The organism is Pseudarthrobacter sp. PvP090, from assembly GCF_040547365.1.
In the GTDB taxonomy this organism is placed as follows: Bacteria; Actinomycetota; Actinomycetes; order Actinomycetales; family Micrococcaceae; genus Arthrobacter.
In genome coordinates this window covers 186,546-202,779 of record NZ_JBEPPO010000004.1, presented here as the reverse complement: position 1 = coordinate 202,779, position 16,234 = coordinate 186,546, and the positions used below count along the sequence as shown (strand labels likewise).

General features: G+C 67.5%; 16 protein-coding genes. 9 read left to right on the top strand and 7 right to left on the bottom strand.

Features of this window, described 5'->3' with window-relative positions; translation table 11 throughout:
- Positions 1–32: 32 nt before the first annotated feature.
- The 4 genes from ABIC21_RS06200 to ABIC21_RS06185 all read right to left on the bottom strand — a co-directional run bounded on the left by ABIC21_RS06200 (position 33) and on the right by ABIC21_RS06185 (position 4,536).
- A complete protein-coding gene (locus ABIC21_RS06200) occupies positions 33–1,544 on the bottom strand; it encodes a multicopper oxidase family protein (protein ID WP_354349540.1) in 1,512 nt (503 codons plus the stop codon).
- Positions 1,544–1,852 carry an SHOCT domain-containing protein gene (locus tag ABIC21_RS06195; protein ID WP_354349539.1) on the bottom strand — a complete coding sequence of 103 codons (309 nt, stop codon included), beginning with the start codon at positions 1,850–1,852 and terminating at the stop codon, positions 1,544–1,546. Before ABIC21_RS06195 ends, ABIC21_RS06200 begins: the two co-directional genes overlap by 1 nt.
- 111 nt (positions 1,853–1,963) lie before the next feature.
- Positions 1,964–3,337, bottom strand: a complete 1,374-nt coding sequence (radA, locus tag ABIC21_RS06190) for a DNA repair protein RadA (protein ID WP_354349538.1) — start codon at positions 3,335–3,337, stop codon at positions 1,964–1,966.
- A gap of 71 nt (positions 3,338–3,408) precedes the next feature.
- Positions 3,409–4,536: an FUSC family protein gene (locus ABIC21_RS06185; protein WP_354349537.1), complete on the bottom strand. Its 1,128-nt coding sequence runs from the start codon at positions 4,534–4,536 to the stop codon at positions 3,409–3,411.
- Positions 4,537–4,803: 267 nt separating this feature from the next.
- Between ABIC21_RS06185 and pstS the strand changes: the two genes are divergently transcribed.
- The 4 genes from pstS (at position 4,804) to pstB (ending at position 8,942) form a co-directional block, all read left to right on the top strand.
- Complete coding sequence (pstS, locus tag ABIC21_RS06180; protein WP_354349536.1) at positions 4,804–5,922, top strand: phosphate ABC transporter substrate-binding protein PstS; 1,119 nt, start codon at positions 4,804–4,806, stop codon at positions 5,920–5,922.
- 142 nt (positions 5,923–6,064) lie between these two features.
- Positions 6,065–6,997 (top strand): phosphate ABC transporter permease subunit PstC, encoded by a 933-nt coding sequence (gene pstC, locus ABIC21_RS06175; protein WP_354349535.1) that lies wholly within the window; start codon positions 6,065–6,067, stop codon positions 6,995–6,997.
- Positions 6,998–8,107 (top strand): phosphate ABC transporter permease PstA, encoded by a 1,110-nt coding sequence (gene pstA / locus ABIC21_RS06170; protein ID WP_354349534.1) that lies wholly within the window; start codon positions 6,998–7,000, stop codon positions 8,105–8,107.
- 55 nt (positions 8,108–8,162) lie between these two features.
- On the top strand, positions 8,163–8,942 hold the full coding sequence (gene pstB / locus ABIC21_RS06165; RefSeq protein ID WP_354349533.1) for a phosphate ABC transporter ATP-binding protein PstB: 780 nt from the start codon (positions 8,163–8,165) through the stop codon (positions 8,940–8,942).
- An 83-nt stretch (positions 8,943–9,025) separates the two neighbouring features.
- Here pstB and ABIC21_RS06160 read toward each other — a convergent pair whose 3' ends face one another.
- Positions 9,026–10,042, bottom strand: coding sequence for an inorganic phosphate transporter (locus ABIC21_RS06160; RefSeq protein WP_354349532.1), 1,017 nt, complete (start codon positions 10,040–10,042; stop codon positions 9,026–9,028).
- A gap of 1 nt (position 10,043) precedes the next feature.
- Entirely contained in the window at positions 10,044–10,661 is a 618-nt protein-coding gene (locus ABIC21_RS06155; protein ID WP_354349531.1) for a DUF47 domain-containing protein, read from the bottom strand.
- 356 nt (positions 10,662–11,017) lie between these two features.
- On the opposite strand from ABIC21_RS06155, the gene arsD reads away from it, so the two are divergent.
- Complete coding sequence (arsD, locus tag ABIC21_RS06150) at positions 11,018–11,410, top strand: arsenite efflux transporter metallochaperone ArsD (protein WP_354349530.1); 393 nt, start codon at positions 11,018–11,020, stop codon at positions 11,408–11,410.
- Between the two features lie 8 nt (positions 11,411–11,418).
- Entirely contained in the window at positions 11,419–13,182 is a 1,764-nt protein-coding gene (arsA, locus tag ABIC21_RS06145; RefSeq protein WP_354349529.1) for an arsenical pump-driving ATPase, read from the top strand.
- A gap of 54 nt (positions 13,183–13,236) precedes the next feature.
- On the opposite strand, the gene ABIC21_RS06140 is transcribed toward arsA, so the two are convergent.
- The gene (locus tag ABIC21_RS06140) at positions 13,237–13,977 is read right to left on the bottom strand and encodes an aquaporin (RefSeq protein ID WP_354349528.1); all 741 of its coding nucleotides are present in this window, start codon (positions 13,975–13,977) and stop codon (positions 13,237–13,239) included.
- A 45-nt stretch (positions 13,978–14,022) separates the two neighbouring features.
- On the opposite strand from ABIC21_RS06140, the gene ABIC21_RS06135 reads away from it, so the two are divergent.
- From ABIC21_RS06135 to trxB, 3 genes are read left to right on the top strand one after another with little or no spacing between them, the layout of a single operon-like run.
- Positions 14,023–14,697 (top strand): metalloregulator ArsR/SmtB family transcription factor, encoded by a 675-nt coding sequence (locus tag ABIC21_RS06135; protein ID WP_354349527.1) that lies wholly within the window; start codon positions 14,023–14,025, stop codon positions 14,695–14,697.
- Positions 14,698–14,752: 55 nt separating this feature from the next.
- A complete protein-coding gene (locus ABIC21_RS06130) occupies positions 14,753–15,175 on the top strand; it encodes an arsenate reductase ArsC (protein ID WP_354349526.1) in 423 nt (140 codons plus the stop codon).
- Between the two features lie 26 nt (positions 15,176–15,201).
- A complete protein-coding gene (gene trxB, locus ABIC21_RS06125; protein ID WP_502935959.1) occupies positions 15,202–16,215 on the top strand; it encodes a thioredoxin-disulfide reductase in 1,014 nt (337 codons plus the stop codon).
- The last annotated feature ends 19 nt before the right edge of the window (positions 16,216–16,234 follow it).

Here is a 16,234-nt window from a genome sequence, read left to right as displayed (position 1 = left end):
CAGGGGGTATGTATGGCAAGAGGTTTTCTGGTTCAGCGGACCTCGATCACGCCCATCATGCCCAGGTCCTCGTGGTCCAGGATGTGGCAGTGGTACACCGAGCGGCCGCTGAAGTCGCGGAACGCGATCCTGACAGTGGCGCGCCCATTCGCCCGCACGTTCACCACGTCCCGCATCACCACGGGACCGACTGCCCGGCCGTTGTCGTTGATGAGCTGCATCGGCCAAACGTGCAGGTGGAAGGGGTGGTCCATGGGGCTGGTGTTGACCAGCGTCCATTCCTCCACTGTGCCGGCCGCGACGGTCGTGTCCGTGCGGGCTTCGCTGTATTCGCGGCCGTTGATGGTGAACCGCATCATGCCGCCCATCCCGCCGCCCCTCATTCCCTGTCCCGCACCCATGGACAGGACCAGCTGCCGGCGTGCGGCGACGGCGGCAGTCCTCAGGTCCTCCTGGGCCGGCCGGGACATGACGGCGCCGGGCGGGGTCGCGGAGGCGCCGCTGACCCGGAAGGTCGCCAGCGCCCCGGCCCCGCTGCCGGGGAACAGCCCCTGCCCCATCATCCCCGGCATACCGCCGCGGTCATAGGGGAGCGCCTGCAGCACGGCTTCGCCGGCGGCGGCGGTCACCAGCAGGTCCGCCCGGTTGCCCGGCGCCAGCAGGAGCTCGTCGACGGTTTCGGGTTCGGGGGACCGGCCCGAGTCCATGCCGAGCAGCTGCAGCTGCTGGCCGTCCAGCCGGAGCCGGAGAAAACGGCCCACGCAGGTGTTGATGATCCGCCACCGCTCCCGGGTGCCCGGCTGTGCCGTGAGCAGCGGGTTGCTCTGCCCGTTGAGCAGGAGCAGTTCCCCCTCCCGGCCCGCCATACGTTCCATCGGCGACACGGCGGCGATGTTCCCGGCGCTGTCCAGTGTGGTGTCCGAGACAAGCAGAACCCGTTCCGTGCTCACCGGGATGGTCTCGGGGTCTTCGACGATGATCGCCCCGAAGAGCCCGGCGAAGATCTGGTCCGCGACCATGCCGTGGTGATGCGGGTGGTACCAGTACACACCCGGCGGGTGGTCCGACGGCAGCCGGTACCGGTAGTCAAAGCCCTGTCCGGGCAGGACAGCAATAAACACATTGTCCGCGTCCGCCTGCGGGGAGACGTGGAGGCCGTGGACGTGAAGGTTCGTCGGTTCGTTGAGGCCGTTCACCAGCCTGACGTTGAGCTCATCGCCCGGGCGCAGCCGCAGGGTGGGGCCCGGGACGGTGCCGTTGTAACAGAGGGCGCGGGCCTGGCGGCCGCCGAGCTCCACCCGTCCGGGAGCGGCGTCAAGGGTGAGCTCCAGCCGGCCGTTCGCACTGCGGAGTTCGGCGGGATCGCGCAACTCGGCCCCCGGCGCGGGCGCTGCGCCCCCACCGTTGCCCCCGCTGTTGCCGCCGACGGCGGTTGGCTGCTGGGGGGAATTCAGGGACCACCACAGCCCGGCGCCGCCCGCCACGGCGGCAGCCGTGCCCAGGCCGCCCAGGAGGACGGCGTTGCGGCGGCTGATCGGCCGCATTACGGTTCCTCGCCGAGTACTTTCACATTCTCGCGGTACTGCTCCGCGGTGAGCTCGCCCCGCGCGAAGCGTTCATCGAGGATCAGTCGTGCCTGGCTCTTCCCGCCGGGGAAGCCGGCGCCGCCCGGGGGACCCCCCGGGGGTCCGTAAGGCGGGGCGCCGTAGGCTCCGTAGTGGGCGGGGCCGCCGCGGCTGGTACCGCCGGTAAAGAGACGGACCGCCAGGAGCACGAGCACCGCGATCCCGACCAGCAACAGCAGTCCCCAGAGCCACATCCAGCCGAAGCCGTTACCGTAGTAACCCATCATGGCCTGATCCCTTCGTTCGCGACCGTTCCTACCCGATGTTCCGCCGGATACCCGGCGGGGGATAGGGTCCTTAGTCGCCTTTGGGGCAGAACGCCAGACAGCGGGGCGGCGTCAGCTGATCAGCAGGCTCAGCGCTTCGGTCAGGTGCCCGACTTCCCGCACCGAGAAACCCGCCGGCACCGGGCCCGGGCCGTTCGGGCTCGCGGGCACCACGGCATGGGTGAACCCCAGCCGGTGGGCCTCGTGGATGCGCTGGTTGATGCCGGGCACCGGGCGGACCTCCCCGGCGAGCCCCACTTCGCCAAAGGCGATCAGCCGCTCCGGCAGGGGTTTCCTGGCCTTCGCCGAGGCCACGGCCAGCGCGACCGCAAGGTCCGTGGCAGGCTCGCTGAGTTTCACGCCGCCCACGGTTGCCACGTAGGAATCGTCCTTGTTCAGCAGGCAGCCGGCCCGCTGCTGGAGCACGGCCAGCAGCATGGCCACCCGCGAACTGTCCAGCCCGCTCGTGGCCCGCCGCGGCTGTGAACTGGAACTTTCGGCCAGCAGGGACTGCACCTCGGCCAGGAGCGGGCGGCGCCCCTCCAGGGTCACCGTGATGCAGGTGCCGGAGACCGGCTCCTTGGTCCGGGACACGAACAGGCCGCTCGGATCGGCCAGGCCCACAATCCCGTCCTCGTTCAGGTCGAAGCAGCCGACATCGTCCGTGGGGCCATAACGGTTCTTGACCGCACGCAGCAGCCGCAGCCGGGAGTGCCGCTCGCCCTCGAACTGGCACACGACGTCCACCAGGTGCTCGAGCAGCCGGGGCCCGGCGATGGAACCGTCCTTGGTCACGTGGCCCACCAGCAGGGTGGTCATGTTGCGGCGCTTCGCCGCGGCGATCAGGGAGGCGGCGACCTCCCGGACCTGCGAGACACCGCCTGCGCTGCCTTCCACATCGGCGCTGCTCAGGGTCTGCACGGAGTCCACGACCAGCAGGCGCGGCTCGAGCTTCTCCACCTGGCCCAGGGCCTGGCCGAGGTCCGTTTCGGCCGAGAGGTACAGGGATTCGGCGACGGCGTCGATGCGGTCCGCGCGGAGCTTGACCTGCGCGGCGGATTCCTCGCCCGTGATGTAGAGGACGTCCTGCGCGGTGCGGGCAAACTTGGCCGCGACATCCAGCAGCAGGGTTGACTTGCCGACCCCGGGCTCGCCCGCCAGCAGGATCACGGCGCCCGGGACCAGCCCGCCGCCGAGGACCCGGTCCAGTTCGTCCACGCCGGTGGGCAGGAACGCCGCGGTGGTGGCGTCGACCTCCGCGATCCGGCGGGCCGGCTCCAGCACGGTGGTGGCCGCCGTCGTGCGCGCCACAGCGCCGCCGGTTTCCTCCACACTGCCCCAGGCCTGGCACTCGCCGCAGCGGCCCACCCACTTGGCCGTGGTCCAGCCGCACTCCGCGCATTTGTAGCCCGGCGCCTTGGTGGCCCGGGAAGTCTTGGTAGCCATCGCTCCACCCTATCGGCGCCCAGCGACAACAAACGCGACAAGAACGCCGCCGCACCGCGGAAGCTGCAGCGCTAGAGCGGCGGCAGGATGTCCCGGGCCTCCCGGGAGTCGACGCCTGCCGCCTCCAGCAGGTCCACCATCAGCGGGCGGAACAGCATGACCACCGTCTCGCCCTCAAGCTTTTGCACGTCCAGCAGCCGCGGGTGCAGCCGGCCGGCGATTTCCCGCAGCTCAGTCCGGGCCGTCCGCAGATGCGCGCGGCGGACGCCGTCGTGCACCTCCGCCAGGCCCAGGGAGAGCTCGTCGACGGCGTCGGCCGTGTCCTGCAGGACTTCGGCGATGTTCTGGGTGGCCTCGTCGGACAGCGCCGCATGGTTGATGGCGCTGGTCAGGCGGCGGGCAAAGACGCGGCTGTTGCGCAGGGCAAGGTCGATGAAGTCCAGCGACTGCTCCATCTGGTCCAGCTCGTCGCGGTGCCGGCGGTAGGCCGGGGCAAGGGTGGCCACCTCGCCGGAGGCCCGCAGGGACTGCCGCATGGCATCGATGAGGGGCTGGCAGTTCCGCCCGCGGATGAGCGCATGCCAGGCCTGGGTGGAATCGCTGTAGCTCAGCGCGGAGGCGCATTCGCGCAGCACCTCGGCGAGTTCATGCAGGAGCTTCTTGACGTCGTTGCGGGGTTCCCGGCGCGGGTCCTTCGGGATCAGAACCGTCACGAGCAGGGCGAACACGCCGCCCACGATCGCGTCGATGCTGCGGGTGAACGGCCCCCCGGCCGGCGCCGGGAGCAGCACCACCAGGAGGGACTGCAGCCCCAGCTGCGTGGTGAAAATCGTGCCGCTGTCGAGGAACCTTGCCAGCAGGATCGAGAACAGCAGCACGACGGCGGCCTGCCAGATTCCGGCGCCCAGCCAGTGCAGCAGCAGGTCACCGACCACAATGCCGATGGTGCAGCCCAGGCCGACCTCGATCACGCGGCGCAGCCGGGGGTCCCGGGAAAAGCCCAGGGAGATGAGGGAGGACGTGGCGGCGAAGAGCGGGCCGCTGTGGCCCAGCACGTACTCCGCAAACGCGTAGGCGCCGACGGCGCAGCCGGTCATCTGGATGGCCGGCACGAGCGAGTTTCGGCTCCGGACCAGGCCCGTGCGGACGCGGCCGCGCAGAAACCGGGCGCTTGCTGAAAGTCCAATAGCGGGGGCCATGCGCTCCAGTCTATGGGCCGCTGGGCCGGGCCGCCGGGCCGCCGGGCCGTTTGTGGGAACGCCTACGGCTGTGACCTGGCTAACGCAAGGCGCCCCGGCCGATGTAAGCCAATGTCCCGGCGTCGTTAACCCTTCGTTCATCTTGGTCGGACATTCTCTTCATCTGGGGCACCTAGGTTCAATGAAGGTACAAACCGTACGCATCCCTGCCCGGTCTTCTCCGGCCCGGCACGCATTTGAGAAAATCCCTGGAAGGGGTACATCTAAGTGAAGGCACTCCGCTTCGGCCGCAACGCGGCTATCGCTGTCATCTCAGCCGGCGCTCTCGCGCTGACCGCCTGTGGCTCGGACAACGCAACTGGCACCGCTCCCGCCACCCCCGCCGCTTCCGGCGCCCAGGTGACGGGCACGCTGACTGGCATCGGCTCCTCCGCACAGGGTGCCGCCATGGACGCATGGAAGACCAACTTCGCCTCCGCGAACCAGGGCGCCACCGTGCAGTACTCCCCGGACGGTTCCGGCGCAGGCCGCAAGGCACTCCTGGACGGATCCGCCCAGTTCGGCGGTTCCGACGCCTACCTCAAGGACGAAGAGTACGCCAGCTCCACCACCCAGTGCGGCCCCGACGGCGCCCTGAACATCCCGGTCTACATCTCCCCGATCGCCGTGGCCTTCAACCTGCCCGACATCAAGGAACTGAACCTCGACGCCGTCACCGTCGCCAAGATCTTCCGCGGCGAAATCGCCACCTGGAACGACCCCGCGATCGCCGCCCAGAACCCGGACGCCACGCTTCCGGACCTGGCGGTCACCCCGGTGAACCGCTCGGATGACTCCGGCACCACGTCGAACTTCACCGACTACCTGGCCGCTGCGGCCCCCGAGGCGTGGACCGACAAGGCCTCCGGCGTCTGGCCGGCAACCCTCCAGGGCGAGAACGCCAAGGGCACCTCCGGTGTGGTCAAGACCGTCACCGACACCCCGGGCGCCGTGACCTACGCGGATGACTCCGCCGTGAGCGGCAAGCTGGGCGTCGCGCTGATCAAGGTGGGCGAGTCCTACACGAAGATCTCCGCCGAGGCCGCCGCCAAGGCAGTCGACGCCGGCACACCGGTCGAAGGCCGCAACGCCAACGACCTCTCCATCAAACTGGACCGCACCACCACCATCGAGGGTGCCTACCCGATCGTGCTGGTTTCCTTCCACGTCGTCTGCAGCACCTACGCCGACCAGAAGACCGTCGACCTCCTGAAGGCATTCGAGAGCTACGTAGTCTCCGACGCCGGTCAGACCGCGGCCGCTGATGCCGCCAAGTCCGCTCCGCTGTCCAAGGAGCTGCAGGACAAGGCCCTCAAGTCCATCGAGTCCATCAAGGTCAAGTCCTAGGGTTACCTAGCCCCGACAGGCATAGTGGAAACACCAGCCTGATTCTGGTTCCCTGTCCCGGTCCGGCTGTCACCGACGGCCACACCGGGGCAGGGAACCGACGTGTTTGTCCGAAGTACCCCAAGATCTGAAGGATCATGAAGTGACCACCACCTCCCTGACCACGTCCCGGGGCGCAGGCCGCGCCGGAGATAAGGTCTTTTCCGCAGCCACCTTGGCCGCTGGGTGCCTGATCCTGGCCGTGCTCTTCGGAGTAGCGCTCTTTCTCCTGATCCAGGCATTCCCCGCCCTTGTGGCCTCCCCGGACAAGATCCAGGGCGGCGAAGGCTTTTTCGCCTACATCTGGCCGATCGTCATCGGCACCCTCATTGCGGCCGTCATCGCCCTCGTGATCGCGACGCCGGTCGCGATCGGCGTCGCACTGTTCATCTCGCACTTCGCCCCGCGCAAGCTCGCCTCCGGCCTGGGCTACGTGATCGACCTGCTGGCCGCGATCCCCTCCGTGGTTTACGGCGCCTGGGGCGCCGCCTTCCTGGCCAAGGAAATCTCGCCGGCCTACAACTGGCTGGCAAACAACATGGGCTGGCTGCCGATTTTCCAGGGCCCGGCTTCGGCCACGGGCAAGACCATCCTGACCGCGGGAATTGTGCTGTCCGTCATGATCCTGCCCATCATCACCTCGCTGAGCCGCGAAATCTTCCTGCAGACCCCCAAGCTGCACGAGGAGGCCGCCCTGGCGCTCGGCGCCACCCGCTGGGAAATGATCCGGATGGCCGTGCTTCCGTTCGGACGCCCGGGAGTCATCAGCGCCGTCATGCTGGGCCTGGGCCGCGCCCTCGGCGAGACCATGGCCGTCGCGCTCGTGCTGTCCTCCGGTGCGTTGACCGCGAGCCTCATCCAGTCCGGCAACCAGACCATCGCCGCCGAAATCGCGCTGAACTTCCCCGAGGCCAGCGGCCTGAAGGTCAACACGCTGATCGCCGCCGGCCTGGTTCTGTTCGTCATCACCCTCGCTGTGAACATGATCGCGCGCTGGATCATCAGCCGGCACAAAGAATTCTCGGGAGCCAACTAAATGACCGCCACCCTGACCCCCGTCAAGAAGCGCTCGGCCCTCACCAAGGGCCAGCTCCCGAAGTGGGCCCCCTATCTGGTTCTCGGCATCGCCCTGGTCCTCGGCGCGGCTATCCTGGCCCTGATCGGCTTCAACGCCCTCGGCTGGGGACTCGTCTCGGCGGTCATCTTCGCCATCGGCCTCGTCGGCTGGAGCGCCGTCGTGGAAGGCTCGCGCCGCGCCAAGGACAAACTGGCCACCTGCCTGGTGGTCGGTGCGTTCCTCGTTGCGCTGCTGCCCCTGTTCTCCGTGATCTGGACGGTCCTGGTCAACGGCCTCCCGGGGCTCATGGACCCCGGCTTCCTGACCACCTCGATGAACGGCGTCACCGGCGCCTTTGACAACAAGAGCGTCGAGGAAGGCGCCCCGGTGCTCGGCGGTATCTTCCACGCCCTGATCGGCACCCTGCTGATCACACTGGTCGCGACCGTGATCTCGGTGCCCGTGGGCCTGCTGACGGCCGTCTACCTCGTGGAGTACGGCAACGACCGCCCGCTGGCCCGCGCCATCACCTTCTTCGTGGACGTCATGACCGGCATCCCCTCGATCGTGGCCGGCCTGTTCGCGGCAGCGTTCTTCTTCGCCGTCGTCGGGCCGGGCACCAAAACCGGTGCCGTCGCCGCCGTCGCGCTCTCCGTGCTGATGATCCCCGTGGTGGTCCGCTCCAGCGAGGAAATGCTCAAGATCGTCCCGAACGAACTCCGCGAAGCGGCCTACGCCCTGGGCGTCCGCAAGTGGCGGACCATCCTCAAGGTGGTCATCCCGACGGCGATCTCCGGCATCGCCTCGGGCGTCACCCTCGCGATCGCCCGGGTGATCGGCGAAACCGCCCCGATCCTGGTCACCGCGGGCTTCGCCACCTCCATCAACTACAACGTCTTCAGCGGCTGGATGGCCTCGCTGCCGACGTTCATCTACACGCAGATCCTCAACCCGACCTCGCCGTCGAACCCGGATCCGTCCTCACAGCGCGCCTGGGGAGCCGCCCTGGTGCTCATCATCCTGGTGATGCTGCTCAACCTCGGCGCCCGTCTCATCGCCCGCATGTTCGCCCCCAAGACCGGCCGCTAGCCCGGCCCGGGGACCCAAATCTTCAGCCCGTACCTCCAGCAAGTGAAGGAACATCATGTCTAAGCGCATCGACGTCAAGGACCTGAACGTCTACTACGGTAAATTCCTGGCCGTCGAAGACGTCAACATCAACATCGAGGCCAAGTCTGTCACGGCCTTCATCGGGCCCTCCGGCTGCGGCAAGTCCACCTTCCTGCGCACCCTGAACCGGATGCACGAGGTGATCCCCGGCGCCCGCGTCGAGGGTGAGGTGCTGCTCGACGGCGACAACCTGTACGGCCCCGGCGTGGACCCGGTCACCGTCCGCTCGCAGATCGGCATGGTCTTCCAGCGGCCCAACCCGTTCCCCACGATGTCCATCCGCGACAACGTGCTGGCCGGCGTGAAGCTCAACAACCAGAAGATCTCCAAGGGTGAGGCCGACGTGCTCGTGGAACGCTCCCTGCAGGGCGCCAACCTCTGGAACGAGGTCAAGGACCGGCTGTCCAAGCCCGGCTCCGGGCTGTCCGGCGGCCAGCAGCAGCGCCTCTGCATTGCCCGGGCCATCGCGGTGGAGCCGCAGGTCATCCTGATGGACGAGCCGTGCTCCGCGCTGGACCCGATCTCCACGCTCGCCATTGAGGACCTCATCAACGAGCTCAAGGACCAGTACACCGTGGTGATCGTGACCCACAACATGCAGCAAGCCGCCCGTGTGTCGAACAAGACGGCGTTCTTCAACATCGCCGGCACCGGGAAGCCGGGACGCCTGATCGAATACGGCGACACGCACACCATGTTCAGCAACCCGACCCAGAAGGCCACCGAAGACTACGTCTCCGGCCGCTTCGGATAACCCCCATCGATTGCTCCACAGGTGCCGTTTTGAGCCCTCAAAAGGGCACCTGTGGAGCAATCGACGGGTTCAAGCGACGTTTGCTAGAGCTGCGCGAGCGGTGACAGGGACAGTGCCAACACAAACGCCGCGGCTGCGGTGGCAACCGGCGTGATCACCCAGAACATCAGCACGCGGATCACCACTTTCCGGTTGGTCGCGGGAAACCCCTGATTGGTGCCTGCGCCCAGCACGGCTGAGGTGACCGTATGCGTGGTGGAGATGGGCCAGTGCAGGCCGACTGCGCCCACGAGCAGGATGACCGAGCTGAACAGCTGCGCCACGGAACCGCGCAGGGGATCCATCCGGATCATCCGGTAGCCGATGGTATAGGAGATCCGCCAGCCGCCGGCCAGGGTTCCTGCGGTCAGCAGGATCGCGGTGAACAGTGCCACCCAGACGGGCATCTCGCTGCCATCGGACAGCCCGGACGCCAGCAGCGCCAGGAGCAGGACGGCGCTGGTGCGCTGTCCGTCCTGCAGGCCGTGGGCCAACGCCACGGCGCCTACGGCAATGCTCTGGGCCCTCCGGGAGCGGCTGTTGACCACGTTCGGCGGCGTGTACCGCGCGGCCCAGGTCGCGGGCCAGACCAGGAGGTATGCGCCCGCGAAGGCAATCAGCGGGGAGAGCAGCAGCGGAAGCACCACCTGGAAGAGCAGGGACGTGTCAACGCCCCCGACGGCGTTCCCGCCGACAGCGACGCTCGCTATCCCGGCGCCCGCCAGACCGCCCACGAGGGCATGCGTTGACGACGACGGGATGCCCCGCCACCAGGTGTAGATCCCCCAGATCACGGCACTCACCAGACCCCCCACCAGGATGGTCAGCCCGTTCTCCCCCGCGGGAAGCTGCACCCAGGATTGGCTGATGGCAAGGGCCAGGGCGGCGCTCAGCCCGGCGCCGATGAAGTTGAAGAAACCGGCCAGCAATACGGCGACGGTGGGGGTGAGGGCCCGGGTGCGGACGGCCAGTGCCACCGCCGCCGACGCATCCCTGAAGCCGTTCAGGAAGGCGAATGCCCCGGCGAAGATTACCACCAGGACAAACAGGAAGATGGTCACGTCAGGATTCCTTGACGATGATGCTGCCCACCTGGGTGGCGACCTTCCGCATGTCCCTGGTGACGTCGACCAGCTGCTCGGCGATGTCCCGGGTGCGTGCGTACCGCGCCGACTTCATCTCGTTGAGCATGTCCGCCACCCAGACCCGGTGGGAGCGTTCAGCGCGTTTGGACAGGCGGAGGACCTCGATCCAGTAGTCCTCGAGATCATCCAGGTTGTCCAGCCGCCGCATGGCGTCCACGGTGAGCTCGGCCTGCCTGCTGATGATTTCAAGCTGGTCAGCGGCGCGTTTGGGCAGGCGGTCGAGTTTGTAGAGCGACACCATGTCCGCGGCGGCGTCGAGTTTTTCCATCGCCTCATTGAGGTAGCGGGAGAGGGCATACATGTCCTCGCGGGGGAGCGGGTTTACAAATGAGGTCCGCATATGGGTCAACAGCGCGAAGTGCAGCTCCGCGGACTTGGCCTCATGGTTGTGCATGTCCTCCACCAGCCGGGCATTCTCACTGGCCGGGGCGCCCAGAATCTCCGAAAGAGTGCCCGTGGCCAGCACAATCTGGCCTGCCAGCTGGGCAAGGAGATTCAGCCCGGCGGGCTCCTGGGGGAAAAGGCGCAGCTTCACGTGTGATTACCGGTCTTCCGGGGGGAGGTGCACGGGCGGAGTCGGCCGGGCGTGTGAGGTGATGATGACCCGCGCATGAGCATTACTTTACCGTCCGGCCTGAAGGCGCCGGGAAAGCGCCCCGGGGGCCTGCGGAATATGACGGCGGACGGCGCAGAATGCGCCTTGCGTCCGCCTGGGCCCGCGGCGCGCCGTTGCCGGCAGCACTATCGACGCCCCTATCCTGCATCGATAAGAATCGATATTATGGGTGAAGTGCCACACTCACGCCGTCTCCCACTCTCAGTGGCGGGCGCCCTGGTGGGGCACTGTGTTTCGGTGCCAGACCGAACCACCTGAGTGCCAAGGAGAATGACATGCCTGCCATCCGAATCTACGAAGCCGCTCTCTGCTGTGACACCGGTGTTTGCGGCCCCGACGTCGACCCGTCCCTGGTGGAGGTGACCGCGGACGTGCGTCATCTCCAGGGCCTCGGTGCCGACATTGCGCGCCACAACCTCGCCAGCGAACCCACCGCCTTCGCCGAGGACGAGACGGTCCGTGGGTTCATGCACCTGGTCGGATCCAAGGGCCTTCCGCTCACCATCGTCGACGGCGTCACGGTCGCCACCGGAACCTATCCCAGCAGGGGACAGTTGCTGGCATTCGCCGGACTCGGCGGCGCCAACGTTGAACCGCAGTCCCGCCCGGAGCTCGGCCTGAGCGAAAAATCCACCGGCTGCTGCGGCGGCTCCACGAGCTGCTGCTAGGTTCCGCCGTGAAGTTTCTCGAGGATGCACCCCGGTTTCTGTTCTTCACTGGCAAGGGCGGCGTAGGCAAAACCTCCGTTGCGTGCGCAACAGCACTCACCCTGGCGAAGGCCGGAAAGAATGTCCTGCTGGTCAGCACCGATCCCGCGTCCAATGTAGGGCAGGTCTTCGGCGTGACCATCGGGAACACCGTCACTACCATCCGGGATGTTCCGGGTCTTTTCGCGCTCGAGATAGACCCGGAGCAGGCTGCCGAGGCCTACCGGGAGCGGATCATTGGTCCCGTTCGCGGACTGCTGCCGGAATCGGAGCTGGCCGGAATTGCCGAGAGCCTCTCGGGTTCCTGCACCACGGAGATTGCCTCCTTCGACGAGTTCACGAACCTGCTCGCCGACGACAGCTCCTACGGGGAGTATGACCACGTCGTCTTCGATACCGCCCCGACAGGCCACACGATCCGCCTGCTGCAGCTGCCCGGTTCGTGGACCGATTTCCTTGCGGCCGGCAAAGGCGACCCGTCCTGCCTGGGCCCTCTGTCGGGACTGGAGAAGCACAAGCAGGTGTACGCCAAGGCAGTCCAGGCCCTCACCGACCCTGCCAGGACCCGGCTTGTCCTGGTCAGCCGCGCGCAGACATCGTCACTGAGCGAGATCGAGCGGACCTATTTCGAACTCAACCAGATCGGCATCGGGGGCGGATTCGTCGTCGTCAACGGCGTCCTGCCGGAGGCCGCCGGTGGGGAGGAGCTGGCGCAGGCCCTGCGCGCCAGGGAAGCGGCGGCTATCGCAGCCATTCCCCCGGCGGTCGCCGGACTTCCCCGGGATGTCCTGGATCTGAAGCCAGGCAACATGGTCGGCATTCCGGCGCTTGAGTCCCTCTTCGCGGCAACTCCGGGTACCGGGATCGCGACGGAGGCGGCGCTGCCCGCTGAGATTGAGGACGCTCCGCTGGCTGCCTTGGTGGACGAGATGGAGCTTGATGGTCACGGTCTGGTGATGTGTATGGGAAAGGGCGGCGTCGGGAAGACCACTGTCGCTGCCGCCATTGCGGTCGCACTGGCCAGACGCGGGCATGCGGTCCACCTCACCACGACCGATCCGGCTGCACACCTCAGCGAAACGCTCCATGGTTCCATCCCGGGCCTGACGGTTTCGCGCATCGATCCGGAAGCTGCCATCCAGGAGTATCGGCGCCATGTGATGGAAACGAAGGGCCGGAACCTGGACGATGACGGACGCGCGGCGCTCGCCGAGGACCTGATGTCCCCGTGCACCGACGAGGTGGCTGTGTTCCGGCAGTTCTCAAAAGTGGTCCAGGAATCACGCCGGCATTTTGTGGTGATCGACACGGCACCGACCGGCCACACCCTGCTGCTCTTGGACGCCACCGGTTCGTACCACCGGGAGATTGCACGCCAGGTCGGCGACACCATGGGGTTCGTGACGCCACTCATGCGGCTGCAGGACCCGGCGCAGACCAAGGTTGTCCTCGTAACGCTGGCCGAAACGACACCGGTGCTGGAGGCCGAGGGGCTGCACGATGATCTGGAAAGGGCTGGGATCCACCCGTGGGCCTGGGTGATCAACAACTCGATCGCGGCTGCCCATCCGCAAACTCAGTTCCTGCGGGCCCGCGCCGCGAGCGAGATCGAACAGATCACGAAGGTGCAGACCCTGACGGCCAGGGTCGCCCTCATCCCGTTGCTGCCTGAAGAACCTATCGGCGAAGAGAAGTTGTCGGCGCTGACCGCGCTCAGCTCACAGCCTGCCTGATTCCTCTGGCTGGCCGTCACGGCGCGGGGTCGGCCCGCCAGCCGCCGTCGAAGGCTACGCGATGACCTTTTCGGAACTGTGCGGAAGAACGACGTCCTCCGCGGTGCGGGCCGCGGAGGGGAACAGGAGCATCAGGAGGCCGAGGCCCACGGCGGCGCCGGCCAGCTGTGCCATGACGAACGCCGGGACCGAGGACGGTGCGATGCCCGCGAAGGTGTCACTGAAGATGCGGCCCACCGTCACCGCCGGGTTCGCGAACGACGTCGAGGATGTGAACCAGTACGCGGCGCCGATGTAGGCGCCCACCGCCGGTGCGGCGAGGGCGCCGCGGGACGTGGCCGCGAGGGCGAAGATCAGCAGGACAAGCCCCGCGGTGGCGACAACCTCGCCCAGCAGATGCCCCGTCGTCGCACGCTCTTTGGCGGAGATGGAGGTGCCCACCTCAAACATGGCGTTCGCGACCACGCTGCCGCCCACCGCACCGACGGTCTGGGCGGCCACATAGGTGCCCAGCTCCGGCAGGGTCAATCCGGAGCCGCTGCGTCGGCCCAGGATCCAGTCGGCGAGGGAGACCACAGGGTTGAAATGCGCGCCGCTCACGGGTCCGAGCATCAGGATCAGGACCGTCAGGCCCAGCACGGTGGCCGTGCTGTTCTGGAGCAGCTGCAGGCCAACGTCAGTGGGGGAGAGCTGCTGTGCGGCGATCCCGGATCCAACGACGATGCATACGAGCAGGCTGGTGCCGAGCAGTTCGGCGATGGCGCGGCGCCACAGTGGCGGCTGGTTGGAAGTCATGGAAACAGCTTGACTGAAAGAATTAACTCAGTCAAAATTGAATCAATGAATATTGATGCAGTGGACGATTTTCGGGCGCGGGTAGCCAAGCATGCGGCCCTCGCCGATCCGGCGCGGCTGCGCATCGTTGACCTGCTGACACTGGGGGACTTCTCCCCGACGGAGCTGCAGGCAGAGCTGGGGATGCCGTCGAATCTGCTCTCCCACCACCTGCGCGCGCTGGAAGATGCCGGGCTGGTGATCCGGCGCCGCTCCGAAGCGGACAGGCGCCGTAGCTACATCCGGCTTGCCGCCGGCGCCCTGGAGGGCCTGGTGCCGGGGGTCGAGCACGGCGCCCGCCGCGTCCTGTTTGTCTGCACGCGAAACAGTGCACGGTCCCAGCTGGCCGCCGCGCTCTGGCGGCAGGTCAGCGCAATCCCCTCGGTGTCGGCGGGGACGCATCCCGCGGACCGCATCGCCCAGGGTGCCATCGAGGTCGCCCGCCGCCACGGCATGGACCTCGCGGACCTCCCTCCGCGCACGCTGGAGCAGGTGGCGGGGGAAGGGGACTTTGTGGTGACCGTGTGTGACAGCGCGCATGAGGAACTGGGCGGACTGGGTGGCGTGCACTGGTCGGTGCCGGATCCGCTGCGCCTGGGCACCGAGGAAGCCTTTGAGCAGGCCTTCCAGGACATCGCCCACCGGATCAGTGACCTTTCCCCGCGTGTGCTGACCGCCTGACTTTCCGAATATACCCAGCCTTGCCCGTCACCTAACTGATCCCAGGAGAAACCCAGTGAGTACCGAAACCGCCAAGAAGCCTTCCGTCCTGTTCGTCTGCGTCCACAACGCCGGCCGCTCGCAGATGGCCGCCGCGTTCCTCACGACCCTGGCCAGGGGCGCCATCGAGGTCCGCTCGGCCGGTTCCGCGCCAGCGGACAAGGTCAACCCGGCCGCCGTCGAGGCCATGGCCGAACTCGGCATCGACATGTCCGCTGAGATCCCGAAGGTCCTCACCACCGAGGCCGTCAAGGAATCCGACGTCGTTATCACCATGGGCTGCGGCGACACGTGCCCGATTTTCCCGGGCAAGCGCTACGAGGACTGGGAACTCGAAGACCCGGCCGGCCACGGCGTTGAGTCCGTCCGCCCGATCCGCGACGACATCAAGGCCCGCATCGAGGACCTTATCGCCTCCCTCGTGCCCGCAGCCAAGTAACCGGCACCAAACCGACGCCTAGGAGCATGACCGTGAGTTCTGACACCGGAAAACCTGACACCGGAAACCCTGAACAGCTGATCATCATTGGGTCCGGCCCCGCCGGCTACACGGCGGCTATCTACGCCGCCCGGGCCGGCCTGAAGCCCCTCGTCATCGCCGGTGCGGTCACCGCGGGCGGTGCCCTGATGAACACCACCGAGGTGGAAAACTTCCCCGGCTTCCCCGGCGGCGTCCAGGGCCCCGAGCTGATGGACGGCCTCCAGCAGCAGGCCGAGAAATTCGGCGCTCAGGTGGTGTTCGACGACGTCACGGGGGTCCAGCTCGCCGGCCACCTCAAGCGTGTGGTCACGGCAGCCGGTGGGACGCACGAGGCGCCGGCCGTCATCCTCGCCACCGGCTCCGCCTACAAGGAACTCGGCCTGCCGGAGGAGAAGAAGTTCAGCGGGCACGGGCTCTCCTGGTGCGCCACGTGCGACGGGTTCTTCTTCCGCGACCAGGACATCATTGTGGTCGGCGGCGGGGACTCGGCCATGGAGGAAGCCACCTTCCTGACCCGCTTCGGGAAGTCCGTCACGGTCGTGGTCCGCAAGGACGAGCTCCGCGCCTCGCGGATCATGGCGCAGCGCGCCAAGGACAACCCCAAGATCCGTTTCGCGTGGAACTCCGCCGTCACCGCCATCCACGGGGACGCCAAGGTCACCGGCGTCACCCTGACGGACACCCGGACGGGCGAAACCCGGGAGCAGGACGCCACCGGCATCTTCGTCGCGATCGGCCATGTCCCGCGCACCGAACTGCTCACCGGCCAGGTGGAGCTCGACGCCGAGGGCTACATCAAGGTGGATTCCCCCACCACGGTCACCAACCTCTCCGGTGTCTTCGCGTGCGGGGACGCCGTGGACCACCGCTACCGCCAGGCCATCACGGCCGCCGGCACCGGCTGCGCCGCCGCCCTGGACGCCGAACGCTACCTCGCCGCACTGGACGACGCCGACAGCATCGCCACCGCCCTCGTCGAGGAACCCACCCACGCCTGACCCGGTCCACCGACACCCT